This window comes from Flavobacterium urumqiense (assembly GCF_900108015.1).
Taxonomy (GTDB): domain Bacteria; phylum Bacteroidota; class Bacteroidia; order Flavobacteriales; family Flavobacteriaceae; genus Flavobacterium; species Flavobacterium urumqiense.
Map to the genome: position 1 here is coordinate 176,378 of NZ_FNVP01000004.1, position 19,321 is coordinate 195,698.

The window sequence follows — 19,321 nt, forward strand, 5'->3', positions numbered from 1 at the left end:
CTCCCAAAATTCTATATTTAATCGCTATTCTTTCAATAGCCGATTCAGTTGAAATTGTTCGCCTTCATTTAAATTAGGTAAAATCCTTTCGAAAGAAACTCTCATTTCCTTATTTTTCAGCAGTTTTCTAATGTTATCCCTTCCAAATTTCGAAAATTGCCACATGTGATGAGTTGTAGCTTTAACCAAATTTTGCAATACTTCATCATTGACCATATTAAAAGCTAATAATTTTTCTAAGGCATTTTGCCTTGTATTCTCTTCATAATTGATTGACGAATAATTTATTAATTCATCTATCAATTGTTTTTTATCTATTGAATAATTGAATGTTGACAGTGCTAACGACAACCACAATGTTCGCAGGTTAAAATCACTAAAGCCGATCCAATCTTTTGATTTATCCAAATAACGAGCACGTTGCTCCGGAAAATTATTCCATAAATTAAATAATGCTATTTCTTGTGTTTGATAGGATTTGTCATCCAATAAAGTTTCGTATTGCGCTCTAAAACTTTCGGGAATTTCATTTAGTGTAGCCGCAACGGCTTGACGAACTTGTATGTTTTTAGTATTCATAGCCAAGTTTAAAAGTGTGACTTTATCTTCAAATTTTTCTGATTTCAATTGATTAACAATTGCTTCTTTGACTGAAAAATACACATCCGATTGTACTGTTTTTATAAAAAAATCTTCTTTCTCCGACAAAAGTTTATTTCTTGATTTTTCTATTTCAAACAATACCTGAATTGACTTATTTTTATTTAATAAAGCATTAGCTTGTTGTGTATTAAAAACAGTTGTTTCAAGCCATAGTTTACTAAAAATAGTCAAGTCATAAGATGATACTTTTTTAATTTCAGTAAAAAAATCTTGTGTATTTACCGTTTGAAAGGAATGTTTTTTCAAATAGCATTTTACAGCTTTTTTAAAAGCCTTTTCGCCTATTGCTTCGTGTAAAACATGCAAAGCCCAAGCACCTTTTTGATAGAAAGTCAACGAACTGGCTTTGGCATTCAAAACAGGAATGGTATCCGTTCTGGAGGCAAACTTTAATTGTTGCGCCGATTCATATAATTTGGAATAAAAATAATCTTCGCCATAGATTTCCCTCTCAGCCAGCAATGCATAATAAGTTGCAAATCCTTCCTGCAACCAATGGTGTTTCCCACTTTCGGCAGTGACTAAATTCCCAAACCACTGATGCGCCAATTCATGTGCATTAACGTTCGTGTAACTCCTGTCCTCAAAACCTACCGAATCCACAACATAACGCGTATTGAAAAGCGATGCCGATGTATTCTCCATTCCTGCATACAAAAAATCACGAACGGGAGCTTGTCTGTAAATTTCCCAAGGATACTTCACTCCTATTTCTTTTTCCAAAAAATCAAACATCCTTTTTGAGTTTCGATACGTTGGTTCAAATTTAGTTGCGTCTTTTGACTCTAAATACATTTCTAAAGGAATTCCCGAATTTGATTGCTGCGTTTGTTTTTCAAATTTTCCAATGGCAAGCATTAATAAATAAGAACTCATCGGTTTATGCATATTGAATCGCCAATACATCATCGAATTATTGTTCTCTTTACTTTTTAAAATTCCGTTAGAAATCACTTGGTACTTTGAATCAACAACTACTTCCAAACTAAAAATAACTTTCTCATTGACATCATCAAAACTTGGAAACCAATTACTGGTATATTTTCCTTGTCCTTGCGTCCAAATTTGCAGATTATCATTTGTTTCAGATCCTACGAAATACAGGGTTTGCTTTGGCTTGGCAACATAATTAAAACTAATATTATTTGTTCCTTTTTTGAAAGAGGAAATCAATAGAATTTGTTTACCATTACTAGTAAATTGAATTTGTTTCTGATTCAATTCAACATCAGTAAAAGCCATGTTTTGCGCATCGATTTTAATGGTATCTGTAGGTTTCAAAACATCAAACCAATAACTAACTGCTCCTCTCACCGATTTATCTTGTGGATTAATTGTTATTTGTCCACGAACCGATTTAAAATCAACGAATTGAGTTTGTTGAGCAAATGTTATTGTGGATAGTAATAGGAATAAATATTTCATGGATTGTAAAGATTTATAATGCGATTTTCAAAGTTACAAAGGTTTACCAAACTACTAGTACAAATTTTGTAAGTTTACCCCCAGAAAACCTCAAGAAAATCCCATTGAAAAAGAAAGCCCTATTTAATTGGAGTAGCGGAAAAGATTCTGCCCTTGCCTTATACAAAACGTTGCAAAATCCCGAATTTGAAATTACCTGTTTGCTAACTAGTATAAATCAACAACATCAACGTGTTTCGATGCATGGTGTTCGGATTGAATTACTTGAACAACAAGCCAAAAGTATCGGATTACCTTTGGAAATCATGCAAATTCCAGAAATGCCAACAATGGAGGTTTATGAAAACGTGATGCGCGAAATATTGGCAAAACTAAAAGATAAAAGTGTTACGCATTCTATTTTTGGAGATATTTTCTTGGAAGATTTGCGCAAATACCGGGAAGATAAATTAGCAGAAATAGGTTTCGAAGGTGTTTTCCCGCTTTGGAAAATTCCAACTCAAGATTTGATTCAGGAATTTATAAATTTAGGATTTAAAACGATTGTCGTTTGTGTAAACGAACGGTTTATGGACAAAAGCTTCGTTGGTCGCGTGATTGACCAGAATTTCATAAACGATTTACCCGAAAATGTAGATGTTTGTGGAGAAAATGGCGAGTTTCACACCTTTACATTTGACGGTCCCATTTTCTCGAAACCAATTGAGTTTGAAATTGGCGAAATTGTATACCGCAAATATGAAAAACCAGAAAAAGAAAATTCCTCAGATACAGCTGGCGACACTAGCGCTTCCGATGCATTTGATTTCGGGTTTTGGTATTGTGATTTGGTTACAAAATAAAAAAAAAACTCCGAAGTCATAGAAGACAACCGAGTTTTATTTTTTTTTTAGAATCTGAAAGAATATTAATCCAAACTTGGTAAAGTAAAACCATCCAAAACACTTTTTTCAGTCATGAGGGCTTCAATTTCATTTGATTTTCTTGGTGCTTCACCAGATAAATTCATTGGTCCGCTAGCCGTTATTAAAATATCATCTTCAATTCGCACAGCAATTCCCCACCATTTCTTATCACAATCACTTCCGTTCGGAATATAAATTCCCGGTTCTACCGTAACAACCATATCGGCCTCAAAATTGTTGTATAAACCAGGATCATGAACATCTAATCCAATATGATGCGAAGTCCCATGAGGGAAATATTTTCTGGATTCCTCTTGTGTTTTTGTAATTCCTAATTTCATTAAACCATCACTGATTATTTTACGTGCCGCAACATCGGGAGCGCTAAAGCTATTTCCAACTTTTGCAGTAGCAATTCCCGCTTCTTGCGCATCATAAACTAAATCATAAATTAACTTTTGCTCAGTAGAGAATTTTCCATTAGCAGGAATCGTTCGGGTTACATCGGCAGTGTAACCGTGATATTCAGCACCTAAATCCATCAAAACCAAGTCATTTTCAACTTTCATTTTGCTGTTTTCAATATAATGCAATACGCAGCCATTATTACCCGCTCCCACTATTGACGGATAACCTTCAAACTCACTGCCATACTTTTTATAGACAAATTCGTGAATTCCCTGTATCTCCGTTTCAGACATTCCAGGATGCATCGCTTTCATTATTTCACGTTGCCCCATTGCCGAAATTCTAACCGCTTTTGTCAGTAAAAGCATTTCCTCTTTAGATTTGATCTCACGTAAACTGGCCATATAGGTTAAAATCGATTTGGTATCAATAGTCACCTTTTTTGAAGTGATACTTTTTTTACGATTAATTTCATTTTGCATATTCAAATCCGTTTGTGGTTTCGCTTTTTCGTTGTAACCAATTTGGGATTTAAAAGATTCAAATAATTTATATAAATCAGCTTTATCTCGCTTTGAATTTCGGGTATCTTCTTCGAATTCCTTAAACAGAACATTGCTAAAACTTGCATAATCTATTCCTGAGTTGAGGAACTCTGTTCCATTCAATGCCACCTCAAAGCCTAAATCCTTTTTAGCACCTTCTGTTCCTAAACGAATTCCGGTCCATTGCTCCGCTTTTGGATTTTTTTCCTGAACGTAAAGTAGCTCATTAAATGATTTTCCCCCTTTAGTTTGATTACCAGAAAATATAACCAGAACAGAATTTGGTTCTTTATACCCTGTTAAGTAATAAAAATCTGGGTCTTGATGATAGATAAAATCTACGTCATTGGCTCGGTTCCGAATGGGATTACTAAAAAACACTGCAACACTATTCTTAGGCATTTTAGCCCGTAATGCTTCTCTTCTTTCTTTGTGAAATTGAGCCGACAAATAATCAGTTGGAATTCCGTTTTGAGCAATTGAAGAACAGACAAAAAGTACAGTTAGGATAAAAGAAAATTTGAAATTCATTTATATATGGGTTAAGTAAATAATAAATACAATGCTATTCTTTAATAATTAGAGGTAAATATAAAAAATTTTGAGTTTATAATAAAACTTTTTAATTGGAGGATTGTTAGTAGTTTTAGAATCTATAACCAAATATGTTGTGTGTACTTATAATTTATTTTTTGTATTCTAATCCGGGACCATCACAGTTTTTCCATGTACTTGACAAGATATTACTCTCTGTAATATAAAGTTCCTCTTTTAGATTTCCGTAACAGCTTCCTATAACTTCGCTGTCATTGGGATAGGTTAATTCAAAATAAAATCCATCTGGATGATTTGTAGTTGTGTAAGTACCCGAAATGGTTGTTTTAATTCCATTTCGTTCTCTGAATTTTATAAATGTTCTGTTAATCTTGAACAAATAGAATTCTTGCCATTCCATAGCTGCACCCGTCGTTTCCGAGTTAACCATAGAACCCGACATTTTTATCAAAGTCCATTTTCCATAATAACCAGTATTATCCGTTGGTACGAGATCCTTTGAACAGGAATTAAAAACAGAAAGAAAAGCAATAAGAATTATGAGATGTTTCATGTGTCCGTTTTTAAAGATGTGAATTGGCTTTATTGATGGTTAATTTTTTAAATAATTCTTTACCGCTCTTCATACATTTTCAATAACTGCGTCACCGTATTCCAATTCCTGATTGTGGCGGTTACATTCAGTTTTTTCTCAATGTATTTTTGATCAAATCGTGTTTTTCCTGCTCCAACAGCGTATTTAATAAAAATTCTGCTGCCGTCAATGCTCGCTTCATCTGGCTTGAACTGACTAATTCTCAAATCATTCATACTGGTACTTTGCAAAGTGGTTGAAATGAATGCTACGTATAACTTCTTCGTATCTATATCTTTTTCCTTCAAGAAAAGATTGTTCTTGAAACACGCTTCTAAATCTGCTGAACTAATAACTACAACCGGCACTTCATGACCAAAAGCCTTAAAAATTTCCTGCTTTATTTTGAATCCAACAGCAGCTGGACTTTCTTCTTCGGTATCCACAAAAACATTTCCAGATTGAATATAGGTTTGAACATTTTTAAAACCAATGGCTTCCAAAGTCGTTTTTAGCGCCTCCATTTTTATCATACTGTGACCGGAAACATTGATACCACGGAGTAATGCGAGATGAGTTGTCATTTTTTAAGCTTTTTATTTTTGCGAAGATATTGTGTTTGGAGTAAAATTTGGGTTTAGTATTATAGGGATTTTGACTAAGATTGGCTAGGACATGCACTGATATTATAAAAATAGGGAATAAATTAATTTATAGAGTAAAATAGATATCTCAAATATATTGAAAGTGAACATTATAAAATCTATATAATTAAGAATTAATTATTTATATATCAAGTAATCCAAAAATTTCGTAATGTGGAACTTTTAAGTCAATAAATTGAAATTTTGGATTTGATTCAATAGTTAATAAATTATAAATTTTAAAACTTTCACTGTCGGAAGAAACATAAAATTCTACAGATTTTTCACAATCAGCTTGAGAAAATAATTTTGTATCGTTTGGAATTATATTTCTTTCATTAAGCTTTAGTTTCCCTTTATTATGAAAAACAATTCGAGCAAATTCTCCTGTTCTTTTTGAATGATCTAAATTAAAGGGTATAATTTGTAAATTTCTTAGCGGTAATTCATGAATATCTCCACCTACACAATATTCTGCTATTGAAATAGTTGAAATCATCATTGTTATCTCTTCTTTTATGAAATAACGGAAATAACCATCTGCATTTTTAAATAGTGGGTCACTTTCATTTAAAAAGCGCAAAAAAAAACTTGTATCAAGTAAAACGGATTTATGCATCATATCCTCCTCTTATTTCTTTTAACCAAATATCTGGATCAATTGAATTAAGCCAAGACTTTCTAGCTTTGTCTCTTAAATTTTTGAGATATGAATCATCATATTTAGGATGGTAATCAATTAATTCAATGAATTTTAATGTACTTGTATCAATTTCACCTGTTGAGGAATGTTGTTTTCCCATAGCCCTAATTCCTAAAGTTTTATAAAGAAGATTTTCTTCATACTCTTCCAAGAAGCTAATAGGAGTTTGTATTCGAATCGTACCACTTTCAGATGTTAAAATATGAATATTAGCTTTATCTTTTCCTCCAGCATTAGTCACTTTTCCATAGAAATAAAATTCCGCATCCGCCCAAATGGCTTCAGTTCTAAAATATCGAGTAGTTCTATCTACTTTTACTTCATTAGTATTTTCTAAAGAAGTTTTAATACTAAAAGTATAATCTTTTTTAATCGCTATATTTTGTATATTCTCAAAAGCTTTTGCAGTAGAAATATCTAGAAAATCTATATCTTCAACTTCATTGACCTGACCTATTATTGCATTAAAACCAATAATAAATTGGATTGATGTTTTTAGTATATGTTTTACAGAACCTTGTTGAATGTTATAACTAATTGTGGGTCTATCTTTTTTATCTCCAGGATAAAGCAAATTTTCAGCATTTTCGAGAATAGAAATTATCTCCCGTATATCATAGTTATCGGGTGATAGTTCAATATTTCCTTTTGAACCCGTAATTCTAATTTCTATAAATCCAATTTTTTCCACATCGCAAATTAACATTTTTTTTTTGAAGTAAGTAAGTTTTATACTAAAAGTTCATTTTCAAATTCCCCTATTTCTCCATTTCCAAATTTCCAAACAAAAAACTATCTTCGCTCCATCAAATTAAAAATCCGTTTTAATCTGCGTTTTGCTTTTGCAAATCCGTTTTATCCGTGTCCAAAAAAATCTAAATGCAAAATCTCCTACTTACTCCCATAGAATACCTCAAAGGCGTTGGTCCCAATCGGGGCGAATTGCTGCGTAAGGAATTGGGAATTTATAAGTATGTGGATTTGGTTAATTTTTTTCCAAACAGATACATTGACAGAACGCGCTATTACAAGATTAACGAACTGCAAAATAATAGTGCTGAAGTTCAAATCATCGGTAAAATCATCAATATCAAAACCGTAGAATTTGGCAGAAACCAAAAACGATTGGTGGCGACTTTTGTGGATGATACCGGCCAAATGGAACTCGTTTGGTTTCAAGGTCATAAATGGATTCGGGAGAGTTTAAAGCTCAATGAAATTTGTGTTATTTTTGGGAAATGCACGTCTTTTGGGAATGCTTTCAATATGGCGCATCCGGAAATTGAACTGATGAGCGAGCATGAACAAAGTCTGCGTTCGGCAATGCAACCCGTTTATCCTTCGACAGAAACCTTGACGAATCGCGGAATTACGAACCGGGTGATTAATAAACTCATGCAACAATTATTTCTGGAAACGCAAGCGTTGTTCACGGAAACTTTGCCGGAATATTTAATCAACGAACTGAAGCTAATTCCTAAAAAAGCGGCTTTATTCAACATTCATTTTCCAAAAAGCGCTGACGTTTTGGCGAAAGCCAAATTCCGATTAATATTTGAAGAATTGTTCTTTATCCAATTGCAACTAATTACGAAAAACCTGATTCGAAAACATAAAATAAAAGGACATCCGTTTACAACCGTTGGCGAATACTTCAATGATTTTTATCAAAATCATTTGCCCTTCCAATTGACAAATGCCCAAAAAAGAGTCATTAAAGAAATACGAAGCGACATGGGCAGCAACGCCCAAATGAACAGACTGCTGCAAGGTGATGTGGGTTCGGGAAAAACAATTGTGGCTTTTATGAGTATGCTTTTGGCTCTCGATAATGGTTTCCAAGCGTGCTTGATGGCGCCTACGGAAATCCTCGCCAACCAGCATTTTATTGGATTATCCGAATTAGCAGAAACTCTAAATATAAATATCAGAATCTTAACAGGTTCCACCAAAATAGCGCAGCGAAGAATTATCCATGAAGAACTGGAAAACGGAACGTTACATATTCTCATCGGAACACATGCTTTACTGGAAGATAAAGTAAAATTTAAGAATTTAGGACTAGCTGTAATTGATGAGCAACATCGTTTTGGCGTAGAACAACGCTCTAAATTGTGGAAGAAGAATGCGATTCCTCCACACGTTTTGGTGATGACCGCCACGCCTATTCCCAGAACTTTGGCGATGAGCTTGTATGGCGATTTAGACATTTCAGTGATTGATGAATTGCCTCCGGGACGAAAACCCATTCAGACCGTGCACCGATTTGACAGCAACAGATTAAAGGTTTGGAAATTTCTTAGGGACGAAATCGCTTTGGGTAGACAGATCTATATTGTGTATCCGTTAATTCAAGAATCGGAAAAAATGGATTTTAAGGATTTAATGGACGGTTACGAAAGCGTTTCCCGAGATTTTCCGTTGCCGCAATATTCGATTTCCATACTTCACGGTAAGATGAAACCGGCGGATAAAGATGCTGAAATGAAACGTTTTTCGGAAGGGAAAACCAATATTATGGTCGCCACAACCGTAATTGAAGTCGGTGTGAATGTTCCAAACGCCAGTGTAATGATTATCGAAAGTGCGGAACGTTTTGGATTATCGCAACTGCATCAGCTTCGCGGTCGTGTGGGTCGTGGTGCGGAACAAAGTTATTGTATCCTGATGACGAGCCACAAATTAAGCTCTGACAGTAAAACCCGAATGGAAACGATGGTACAAACTAATGATGGTTTCGAAATTGCCGAAGTTGATCTTAAGCTTCGAGGACCTGGAGATTTAATGGGAACACAACAAAGCGGCGTACTCAATCTTCAAATTGCCGATTTGGTTCGAGACAGAGATATATTGGCATTAGCCAGAAATTATGCTTTAAAATTACTCAAGGAAGATGCGGGCATGCAAAAACCAGAGCATGCTGCTTTGAGAGCTATCTTTATAGAAATGACTAAGAAGAAGAATATTTGGAATTATATTAGTTAGGCTGCATTATTTCTTATGTGTTTCCCATAGTTCTATATTATTTCTAAATTCGAATAAATTTTCCCAAAAAAAAAATTCAATTATCGATTAAACCATTTCCCTTTTCAGCAGTCTTATTTTCACTATAATTGTGGACATTTGTTACGTTTTATGATTGTTTGTTTTTTTAAATTAATATTTGTATGTACAAACGTTAAATAAAAATCAACAAATCCGCTAATCCCAATTCTATAACCTAAATTTGTTTTTTAACTAAAATTACTGAGGCTTAATCCTACTTTATAACTTATAAATATGAAAATAAAATATCTTGTTTACACCTTATTATTAGCCGGCATAGTTGGTTTTATTGCTTATAGAATTTCAGCTAACAGTGATAAGAACGGCGATTCTAAAGAAAAAGATGGGAAAAGCAAGCCCATGAGTGTAAATGGAATTATTGTGCAGCCGCAAACTTTTGATAACAATCTATCGCTTTCCGGTTCAATCGAAGCCAATGAACAAGTAGAAATTAGAAGTGAAGTTTCCGGTATCGTCGAAGGCATTTATTTTCAGGAAGGAAGTAATGTTAGTAAAGGTCAAGTGCTTTTTAAAGTAAATGATTTAGAGTTAAAAGCACAATTGAGACAAACTGCGACCAAAGAAGGTTTAGCTTCGGAAAACGAAAGAAGAGCTAAACTTTTACTTCAAAAAGAGGCCATCAGCCGTGAAGAATACGATATAGCAAGTGCAGATTTGAAATCGGCACAGGCACAAAGCCAATTGATCAAAGCACAAATCGCAAAAACATCCGTAAGAGCACCATTTTCAGGAAAAATAGGTTTGCGTTCAATTTCGCCTGGAACTTATATCACCCCAACCATTTTAGTTGCCAAATTGGTAAATGTAGGCAAACTAAAAATCACTTTTTCAATTCCTGAAAAATATGCCAATCAAGTAAGAACCAACACTAATTTAACTTTTACAGTTGCCGGATCTACTGAAAAATATTCGGCTAAGGTTTATGCTATTGAACCTGGAATTGAAGTAGCGACCAGAACGTTACAAGTTCGAGCAATCGCAGAAAATAGAGACGGGAAGTTATTGCCGGGTACATTTGCTAATGTTGAATTGCCTTTGGATATCATTAAGGATGCAATTGTAGTTCCTACCGAAGCGATTATTCCAGTACAAAACGGAAAAAAAGTCTTCATTTCCTCCAATGGTCAAGCCAAAGAAGTCATGGTAGAAACTGCCACCAGAACGGATGCTTCAATTTTAATTCTTTCTGGTTTAAAAGCTGGTGACACTGTTTTAACTAGTGGAGTCATGACTTTAAAAGACGAAACACCGGTCAAAGTGAAAATCAAATAATTTTAAAAGTTATGAATTATGAATTAGAAGCTTACACTGGTAGCTTACAATTCATAACTTATAACTCATAATTCAACAAAAATGAGTTTATCTACTTTAAGCATAAAAAGACCCGTATTTACCATTGTTATTAATTTGGCAATAGTATTGTTCGGAATTATTGGCTATACCTACCTGGGCGTAAGAGAATTTCCTTCGATAGATCCTGCTCAAATCTCAATTAGAACTAATTATACAGGAGCAAATGCAGATATTATCGAATCTCAAATCACGGAGCCTCTTGAAAAAGCAATCAATTCAATTGACGGAATTCGAAATGTAACTTCGTCAAGCGCACAAGGGAGCAGCAATATTACAATCGAATTTAATCTGGATAAAAATCTGGAAGAAGCCGCAAACGATGTCCGTGATAAAGTTTCTCAAGCCGTTCGTAATTTGCCACAAGATATTGATGCACCGCCAGTAGTTTCTAAGGCTGATGCCAATGGTGATGCTATTATTTCGATGACGGTACAAAGTGATTCCAGAGATGCACTGGCACTAAGTGATTATGCCGAAAACGTAATTGCGCAGCGATTAGAAACGATTCCCGGCGTAAGCGGTGTCCAAATTTGGGGACAAAAAAGATATGCCATGCGCTTGTGGATTGATCCAGTAAAATTAGCGTCTTATGGATGTACGGTTTCAGAAGTTCGTGAAGCACTGATCAAACAAAATGTGGAGTTGCCTTCCGGTAAATTGACAGGAGCCAATACTGAATTGACAGTAAAAACAGTTGGAAATCTTTCTACAGCCGAAGAGTTCAATAATATCATTATCCGCTCCGAAGGAGAGAAAATAGTGCGTTTAAGCGATATTGGAACAGCTAGTATTGGTGCTGAAAATTTAGAAACTAAAATGACCCAATCCGGAACGCCATTAGTTGGTGTTGCCATTGTCCCGTTGCCAGGTGCTAATTATTTGGATATTTCGACAGCATTTTACAAAGAATTTGAAAAATTAAAAAAAGATTTACCGAAAGATATTACATTAAATATTGCCATTGACAATACCATATTTGTAAAAAAATCAGTTATTGAGGTAGCAGAAACATTGGGAATTTCAATCATTCTGGTTATTTTAATTATTTACTTATTCTTTAGAGATTGGGCTATTGCTTTTAGACCATTGATAGATATTCCCGTTTCTTTAATTGCTACTTTCTTTATAATGTGGCTTTTTGGATTTTCTATAAATGTTTTGACATTATTGGCAATTGTTCTTGCCACAGGACTTGTAGTTGATGACGGAATTGTAGTCACCGAGAATATTTTCAAAAAAGTAGAAGAAGGGATGTCACCAATTGAAGCCGCAATTAAGGGTTCAAATGAAATCTTTTTTGCAGTAATCTCCATTTCGATAACTTTGGCAGCGGTATTTTTACCGGTAATTTTTCTCGAAGGATTTGTTGGTCGACTGTTTAGGGAATTTGGTGTCGTCATTGGTGCGGCAGTATTAATTTCTGCTTTTGTTTCCTTGACTTTAACACCTATGTTAAACGCCTATTTGATGAAAGGCGGACAGCAAAAAAAATCAAATTTTTATATTAAAACAGAACCTTATTTTCAAAAACTAAACAAAGGTTATGCTGAGGCTTTGGGATCTTTCATGAAGAAAAAATGGTTGAGTTTTCCTATTTTGATTGCTTGTTTTGGTTTGATTTATTTATTTTTCAGTTTAATTCAAAAAGAAACGGCGCCCTATGATGACCGAAGTGGATTTGTAATGCGCATGACAACTCCAGAAGGTTCCTCTTATGAATACACCGATCGTTTCATGCAAGAAATGTCTAAATTGGTAGATGATTCCATTCCAGGGAAAAAAGTCAGCTTGGTAATTACTTCTCCCGGTTTTGGATCTTCCTCAGTAAATAGCGGTTTTATTCGCGTATCGCTAGTTGAACCAAATGAAAGAAAAGATTCTCAAAAAGAAATTGCTGATAAATTAACCAAATGGACCAAGAAATATCCAGATGCTAAAACATCGGTAATAGAACAGCCTACAATCGCTGTAAACAGACGTGGTGGTTTACCTATTCAATATATTATTCAAGCTCCGAACTTTGAGAAATTGCGGGAAAAAATACCGGTATTTATGGATGAAGTGAGCAAAAATGAAACTTTTGCGGTTAGTGATGTCAATTTAAAATTCAATAAACCTGAAATCAATGTAACTATTGACCGTGAAAAAGCCGAAAGTTTAGGAATTTCTGTTATTGATATTGCCCAAACTTTACAGCTATCATTGAGTGGACAACGATTTGGTTATTTTATGAGAAACGGCAAACAATATCAGGTTATTGGACAATTTGATCAAAAAGATCGTTCTAAACCATTGGATTTGACCTCAATGTTTGTCAAAAATAATAAAGGGGAATTAATCCAAATGGACAATGTCGTTACAGTTGAGGAAAAAAGTAATCCTCCACAATTATACCATAATAACAGGTATATGTCAGCAACGGTTTCTGCCGGTCTTGCTCCAGGCAAAAGTATCAGCGATGGAATTGATGCGATGAATGAAATAAAAGCAAAAGTACTGGATGATACTTTTACCACCGATTTAGGTGGAGAATCCAGAGATTTTGTCGAAAGTAGTTCAAATACTTCATTTGCGTTTGGTTTGGCTTTGCTATTGATATTTTTGATTTTGGCCGCACAATTTGAAAGTTTCATCGATCCGTTTATTATAATTTTGACCGTACCAATGGCTGTTGCCGGAGCATTATTCTCGCTATGGTTATTTGACCAGACTTGGAATATCTTTAGCCAGATTGGAACAGTAATGTTAATTGGTTTAGTAACCAAAAATGGAATTCTGATAGTCGAATTTGCTAATCAGCTTCGCGAACAAGGAAAATCTAAAATGGATGCAATTCTTGAAGCTTCTGAAGCTCGATTGAGACCAATATTAATGACTAGTTTAGCCATTTCATTAGGAGCATTTCCAATTGCAATGTCGCTTGGTGCTGCTTCAACGAGTAGAATTGGAATGGGAGTTGTTATTGTAGGAGGAACTATTTTCTCATTGGTTTTGACCTTATTTGTAATTCCGGCTATGTATTTAATGTGGTCTAAAGAAAGAAAACATTATCCTGAATTTGATCACATTGAAGAATATGAAAAAGAAAGTAAGTAATATGATGAATTCAAAAAATATATTTAAAAGTCTGATTTTATTTTTCTTTTGCATTTTAAAAACAAACGCTCAAGAAGTTTTAACCATAGAAGATGCCGTGAAAATTGCATTGGAAAATAATTATGAAATCAAAATTGCGTCTAATAATCTATTAATTGACAAAACCAACGTAAGTTCCGGAAATGCTGGAATGTTACCGAAAGCTACCGCTACCATTACGGATAATAATGCTATTCAAAATATTTCGCAAACGCGATCAGACGGTACGGTAACTAAACTTGACAATGCTAAAAACCATGGTTTGAATTATGGCGTTGGATTGGATTGGACGATTTTTGATGGGTTCAAAATGTTTGCGAAACTAGACCAATTAAAAGAATTACAAAAACTAGGTGAAGCGCAGTTAAAGCTAACCATAATAACAAAAATAAGTGATGTAAATGCTACCTATTTTGATTTGGTACAACAGCAGCAGCAATTATCCGCTTTAAATTCTACAATCGTAATTTCAAATCAACGATTGACATTGGCACAAAACCGATTTACAATTGGAAAAGCCTCAAAACTAGAAGTTTTAAACGCGCAAGTGGATTTAAACACGGACAAAGTTACACTGTTGAGACAAAAAGAATTATATGCCAATACTAAAATTCTATTAAATCAAATTCTTGCAAGAGATGCTAAAACTAATTTCATTGTTGTTAATTCAATTACTGTAGACAATACATTATTGCTTCCGGAATTAAATACATTGGCAGAAAAACAAAATCCACAACTGGAAGCTCAAATTATTAATAACAGAGTCTCAGAATTACAGTTGAAACAAATAAAAGCAACCCGATATCCTATAGTAAAAGTTAACACAGGATATAATTTTGCCGAAAGCCAATCCAGTCTCGGTTTTACCACACAATCATCTGCCAGAGGACTTAATTATGGTTTTAGCGCTTCATTAAATTTATTTGACGGATTTGCCCAAAACCGAAACGAAAAAATTGCTACAATTCAAATCGAGAATTCTAAAATGGTAATTGATCAGCAAAGTTTGGCTCTAAATTCAGCATTAGCAACTTCCTATCAAACCTATTTAACGAACTTGGAGCTGATTGCCTTGGAAGAAAAAAATGAGACTATAGCCAAACAAAATCTAACAATTACATTGGATAAATTTAGAATTGGAACCATAACTACCTTAGAATTTAGAACAGCACAATTGAATTACGTAAATGCAAAAGTTCGTTATAGCAATGCCCAATTTCAAGCTAAATTATCTGAAATTGCACTAAAAGAATTAGCTGGAAGTCTTAGTTTTTAATTTAAATTTGTATAAAATTTTTGCCTAAATGATTTCATACAATACTAAGGACTGGTTTACTTTTATCTTTCGTTTTCACAAAGCAGATACTTTTCGGACTTTGTTTCCAATCATGCTTGCCATTGGTGCCTACGCAGGAATTATAGGTTACTTAGAAGTTGAATATTGGCAACTTGCCGATGACAGTTATGTGAAAAATATTACCATCATGCATGGAATGTTGGGGTTTGTAATTTCATTATTACTCGTTTTCAGAACCAATACTGCCTATGACCGTTGGTGGGAAGGCCGAAAAATGTGGGGAAGTTTAGTCAACAATAGCCGTAATTTAGCCATCAAACTTTCCGTAATTTTAATGGATGAAAAAGATCGATCTTTTTTTAGAAAAATAATTCCCAGCTATGCTTCCATTTTAAACAAACACTTAAAAGATGAGGAAACTGGCAAACAATTATTTGATGATGTAGATTTAGAAATTGATTATCACAAACACAGACCCAACCAGGTTGCAAAAATATTATTTCAAAAAATTAATGATTTATATGTTTCCAAAAAAATTACGGGAGACCAATTGATTATTCTAAATGCCGAAGTATTATCGTTTACCGAAATTTGCGGTGCTTGCGAAAGAATCAAAAATACTCCAATTCCCTACTCCTATAGTGCTTTTCTTAAAAAATTCATCTTCTTTTATGTCATGACTTTGCCGTTTGGCTATTCGTTCAGTTTGGGTTATTATGTAGCACCTGTTGTGGTTTTTATTTTTTATGTTTTGGCCAGTTTAGAGTTAATTGCTGAGGAAATTGAAGATCCTTTTGGGAATGATGAAAATGATTTGCCTACAAAAAAGATTGCGGAAAACATAAAAAAACATGTTGAAGAATTAATTTAAATTTTGTTAAACAGTGTTTTGATTCTAATTATTTTCATTAAATTTAAACTTTCTCTTCTTTAAGTTTAAAACTATGAATAGTACTCGTGCTTTTATAAATCCTCCACATTTATCAAATGAAAAATCGTTAAAAACATTAGTTGAAAATAGAACAGTTTACTCGTTAAACCATTGTGAACTGAATCTTTTTGAAACGTATGAATCTTCTGCATTGGTTCCGCTAAAGTTTAATGATTTAGTAGTGACAAGTATGTTAAGAGGTAAAAAAGTAATGCATCTTTTTGATGATCCAAGCTTTGATTATTTGCCCGGAGAGACAGTGGTAATTCCTTCGAATGTAGAAATGAAAATCGATTTTCCTGAGGCCTCAAAAAGCAATCCCACACAGTGTTTGGCTTTGGCGATAGACCAAATTAAAATTAGTGATACCTTACAATTCTTAAACGAACGGTATCCAAAAGAAGGTAATTCACAATTTTGGCAATTGAATTACCAGAATTATTTTTTTTACAATAATATTGAATTAGCTTCAACCATCAACAAATTAATAAAAGAATGTATGAGCACTTCGATTACCAAGGATGCTTTGGCAGATTTGACTTTGCAGGAATTGTTAATTAGAATTATTCAAACGCAAACCGCTAAAGCAATTGATGACGGCTTATTCACGGATCCAAAAAATCCGATTACACAAGTTGTAGAATTTATCCGATTGAATTTGAAAGAAAATATTAGCATGAAACATTTGAGCGAAAAAGCATGTATGAGTACCGCTTCTTTCTACAGACTTTTCAAAAGAGAATTAGGTATGAGTCCGATTGAATTTGTAATAAACGAAAAAATAAGATGCGCAAAACAATTACTTAAAAATCCCACGATACAAATTAACGAAGTTTGCTATTTATCTGGGTTTGAAGATAGCAATTACTTCATTCGTTTGTTTAAAAAATACGAAGGTATAACTCCAAAACAATATCAGTTATTGCATGTAAATTAGATTATTCAATATATTTTAAAGGCTCAAGCGAGTGCTCCTCTTCTGGAGTAAAAATGCGGTATTCAATTCGGAATGTTTTTTTTAACGGCGTTTCTAAAGAAAATCCTCCTACCCCAAAGGCATCAATTACATCTAATGTAAAATGAGCATGTTTCCAATATTCGAATAAATCCTTGTCCACCCAGAATTCAGTGTTTTCTACTATTCCAATACAAACATCACCCATTCTTTGGTAAAATCCGCCTTTTTCAAAACACTGCGGCTGAGTTCCTTCGCAACAACCTCCGGCCTGGTAAAACATCAAATCTCCATGTTTTTCTTGTAAAATTTTGATCAATTCTATTGCTTTTTCTGTAGCTTCAATTCTTTTTGTCATCCTTTTTTATTTTATTTTTTGCAATATTTTTAAAATATTTAAACTAATAAAATTAGCGCTAATTCTCAAATTCATTACTATTCAACGGCAATAATTTATTATAAAATCTTTATAATCTGTGATATCCGTGTTTAATTTTAATTTATTTTATTTAACTATTTTCCTTTAAAATAAAACCTGACAAATACTACAATCTGTCAGGTTTAGATTTAAATAATAATCTGTAACTACTAAAAGAAACCTAATTTCTTTTTATCATAAGAAATCAGCATATTTTTTGTCTGACGGTAATGTCCAAGCATCATTTTATGGTTTTCACGACCAATTCCTGATTGTTTGTACCCTCCAAAAGGAGCTCCAGCAGGATAAGAATGGAATTGATTAATCCAAACACGACCAGCTTGAATTGCTCTTGGAACCTGATAAATTTCATGTGCATCACGTGTCCAAACTCCTGCTCCTAAACCATACATCGTATCATTTGCAATAGCAATTGCTTCTTCAGTAGTCTTAAAAGTAGTTACCGCTAAAACAGGTCCGAAAATTTCTTCCTGAAAAATACGCATTTTATTGTGTCCTTTGAAGAGCGTTGGTTTAATATAATATCCTTCAGATAAATTTCCTTCTAAATGATTTTCTTCACCACCAGTCAACAGTTCGGCGCCTTCTTCTTTTCCTAATTTAATGTAAGAAAGAATTTTTTCTTTTTGAACTAATGACGTCTGCGCTCCCATCATCGTGGTTTTGTCCAATGGATTGCCTATTTTAATTGCTTCTGTTCTTTCAATCACACGGGCGATAAATTTTTCATAAATATCTTCATGGACTAATAATCTGGAAGGACAGGTACAAATTTCACCTTGATTTAAAGCGAACATAACAGCGCCTTCAATTGCTTTATCAAAGAAATCATCATCAGCGTCTCCTACGGATTTCATGAAAATATTTGGAGATTTTCCACCCAATTCCAATGTTACAGGAATAATGTTTTCAGTGGCATATTGCATCACTAAACGGCCCGTTGGCGTCGAACCTGTAAACGCAGCTTTTGATACTTTTTTATTTGTCACCAATGGTCTTCCAAGTTCAGAGCCAAAACCATTTACAATATTTATAACTCCTGGAGGAAGGATGTCCCCAATCAATTCCATCAATATCAAAATAGAAATTGGAGTACTTTCCGCTGGCTTCAAAACGACTGTATTTCCTGCCGCTAATGCTGGAGCTAATTTCCAAATAGCCATTAAAATTGGGAAATTCCAAGGGATAATTTGCGCAATGACACCTAAAGGTTCGCTCAAAGCAATAGAAACTGTTTGAGAATCCAATTCAGCAATCGAACTTTCCTCCGCGCGAATTACACCTGCGAAATATCTGAAATGATCAATTGCTAACGGCATATCAGCAGCTAAAGTCTCCCGAATAGCTTTTCCGTTATCGATAGTTTCAACGGTAGCAAGATATTCAAGGTTATCTTCCATAACCTGTGCAATTTTATTCAATAAATTACTGCGTTCTGTAACGGATATTTTTCCCCATGTTTGAAAGGCTTCGTGTGCTTTATCAACAGCCAAATCAATATCCGCTTTGGTGGAATGTGCAGCTGTTGTAAATACTTTTCCATCAATTGGAGAAAAAACATCAAAATACTGTCCACCGATTGGCGCAACGAAATTTCCCCCTATATAATTATCATATTTTGCCTTAAATTCAGGTCTTTTTACTACGTTATCCATATTGTTTTCTATTTATATTTCATCAAATATACTTTCCTCTACAGCATTAGAATAGCACAATTCATTCA

Annotated in this window: 15 protein-coding genes; 7 read left to right on the top strand and 8 right to left on the bottom strand. The window is 34.0% G+C overall.

From position 1 onward, the window contains the following. Positions 1 to 24: 24 nt before the first annotated feature. On the bottom strand, positions 25 to 2,088 hold the full coding sequence (locus C4S35_RS07200) for a M1 family metallopeptidase (protein WP_103999534.1): 2,064 nt from the start codon (positions 2,086 to 2,088) through the stop codon (positions 25 to 27). Between the two features lie 104 nt (positions 2,089 to 2,192). Between C4S35_RS07200 and C4S35_RS07205 the strand changes: the two genes are divergently transcribed. Next, the gene (locus C4S35_RS07205) at positions 2,193 to 2,930 is read left to right on the top strand and encodes a Dph6-related ATP pyrophosphatase (RefSeq protein ID WP_103999535.1); all 738 of its coding nucleotides are present in this window, start codon (positions 2,193 to 2,195) and stop codon (positions 2,928 to 2,930) included. A 65-nt stretch (positions 2,931 to 2,995) separates the two neighbouring features. Here C4S35_RS07205 and C4S35_RS07210 read toward each other — a convergent pair whose 3' ends face one another. The 5 genes from C4S35_RS07210 to C4S35_RS07230 all read right to left on the bottom strand — a co-directional run bounded on the left by C4S35_RS07210 (position 2,996) and on the right by C4S35_RS07230 (position 7,113). Then, complete coding sequence (locus tag C4S35_RS07210; RefSeq protein ID WP_103999536.1) at positions 2,996 to 4,477, bottom strand: aminopeptidase P N-terminal domain-containing protein; 1,482 nt, start codon at positions 4,475 to 4,477, stop codon at positions 2,996 to 2,998. A 154-nt stretch (positions 4,478 to 4,631) separates the two neighbouring features. Then, on the bottom strand, positions 4,632 to 5,054 hold the full coding sequence (locus C4S35_RS07215; protein ID WP_103999537.1) for a hypothetical protein: 423 nt from the start codon (positions 5,052 to 5,054) through the stop codon (positions 4,632 to 4,634). A 59-nt stretch (positions 5,055 to 5,113) separates the two neighbouring features. Then, positions 5,114 to 5,659, bottom strand: a complete 546-nt coding sequence (locus C4S35_RS07220; protein WP_103999538.1) for a DUF1697 domain-containing protein — start codon at positions 5,657 to 5,659, stop codon at positions 5,114 to 5,116. Between the two features lie 202 nt (positions 5,660 to 5,861). Beyond that, complete coding sequence (locus C4S35_RS07225) at positions 5,862 to 6,341, bottom strand: PIN domain-containing protein (protein WP_244175208.1); 480 nt, start codon at positions 6,339 to 6,341, stop codon at positions 5,862 to 5,864. Beyond that, complete coding sequence (locus C4S35_RS07230) at positions 6,331 to 7,113, bottom strand: hypothetical protein (RefSeq protein WP_103999577.1); 783 nt, start codon at positions 7,111 to 7,113, stop codon at positions 6,331 to 6,333. Before C4S35_RS07230 ends, C4S35_RS07225 begins: the two co-directional genes overlap by 11 nt. Before the next feature lie 188 nt (positions 7,114 to 7,301). On the opposite strand from C4S35_RS07230, the gene recG reads away from it, so the two are divergent. From recG to C4S35_RS07260, 6 genes are all read left to right on the top strand, one after another. Further along, entirely contained in the window at positions 7,302 to 9,407 is a 2,106-nt protein-coding gene (recG, locus tag C4S35_RS07235; RefSeq protein WP_103999539.1) for an ATP-dependent DNA helicase RecG, read from the top strand. 294 nt (positions 9,408 to 9,701) lie between these two features. Then, positions 9,702 to 10,760 (top strand): efflux RND transporter periplasmic adaptor subunit, encoded by a 1,059-nt coding sequence (locus C4S35_RS07240; RefSeq protein WP_103999540.1) that lies wholly within the window; start codon positions 9,702 to 9,704, stop codon positions 10,758 to 10,760. A gap of 81 nt (positions 10,761 to 10,841) precedes the next feature. Next, positions 10,842 to 13,937, top strand: a complete 3,096-nt coding sequence (locus tag C4S35_RS07245; protein ID WP_103999541.1) for an efflux RND transporter permease subunit — start codon at positions 10,842 to 10,844, stop codon at positions 13,935 to 13,937. Positions 13,938 to 13,941: 4 nt separating this feature from the next. Next, positions 13,942 to 15,252, top strand: coding sequence for a TolC family protein (locus C4S35_RS07250; RefSeq protein WP_103999579.1), 1,311 nt, complete (start codon positions 13,942 to 13,944; stop codon positions 15,250 to 15,252). 28 nt (positions 15,253 to 15,280) lie between these two features. Beyond that, a complete protein-coding gene (locus tag C4S35_RS07255; RefSeq protein ID WP_103999542.1) occupies positions 15,281 to 16,144 on the top strand; it encodes a bestrophin family protein in 864 nt (287 codons plus the stop codon). 73 nt (positions 16,145 to 16,217) lie between these two features. Then, positions 16,218 to 17,141 (top strand): AraC family transcriptional regulator, encoded by a 924-nt coding sequence (locus C4S35_RS07260; RefSeq protein WP_103999543.1) that lies wholly within the window; start codon positions 16,218 to 16,220, stop codon positions 17,139 to 17,141. Position 17,142: 1 nt separating this feature from the next. On the opposite strand, the gene C4S35_RS07265 is transcribed toward C4S35_RS07260, so the two are convergent. Together C4S35_RS07265 and C4S35_RS07270 are read right to left on the bottom strand one after the other, a co-directional pair. Next, positions 17,143 to 17,517, bottom strand: coding sequence for a DUF779 domain-containing protein (locus C4S35_RS07265; protein ID WP_103999544.1), 375 nt, complete (start codon positions 17,515 to 17,517; stop codon positions 17,143 to 17,145). Positions 17,518 to 17,747: 230 nt separating this feature from the next. Beyond that, entirely contained in the window at positions 17,748 to 19,253 is a 1,506-nt protein-coding gene (locus tag C4S35_RS07270) for an aldehyde dehydrogenase family protein (protein ID WP_103999545.1), read from the bottom strand. Positions 19,254 to 19,321: the final 68 nt, after the last annotated feature.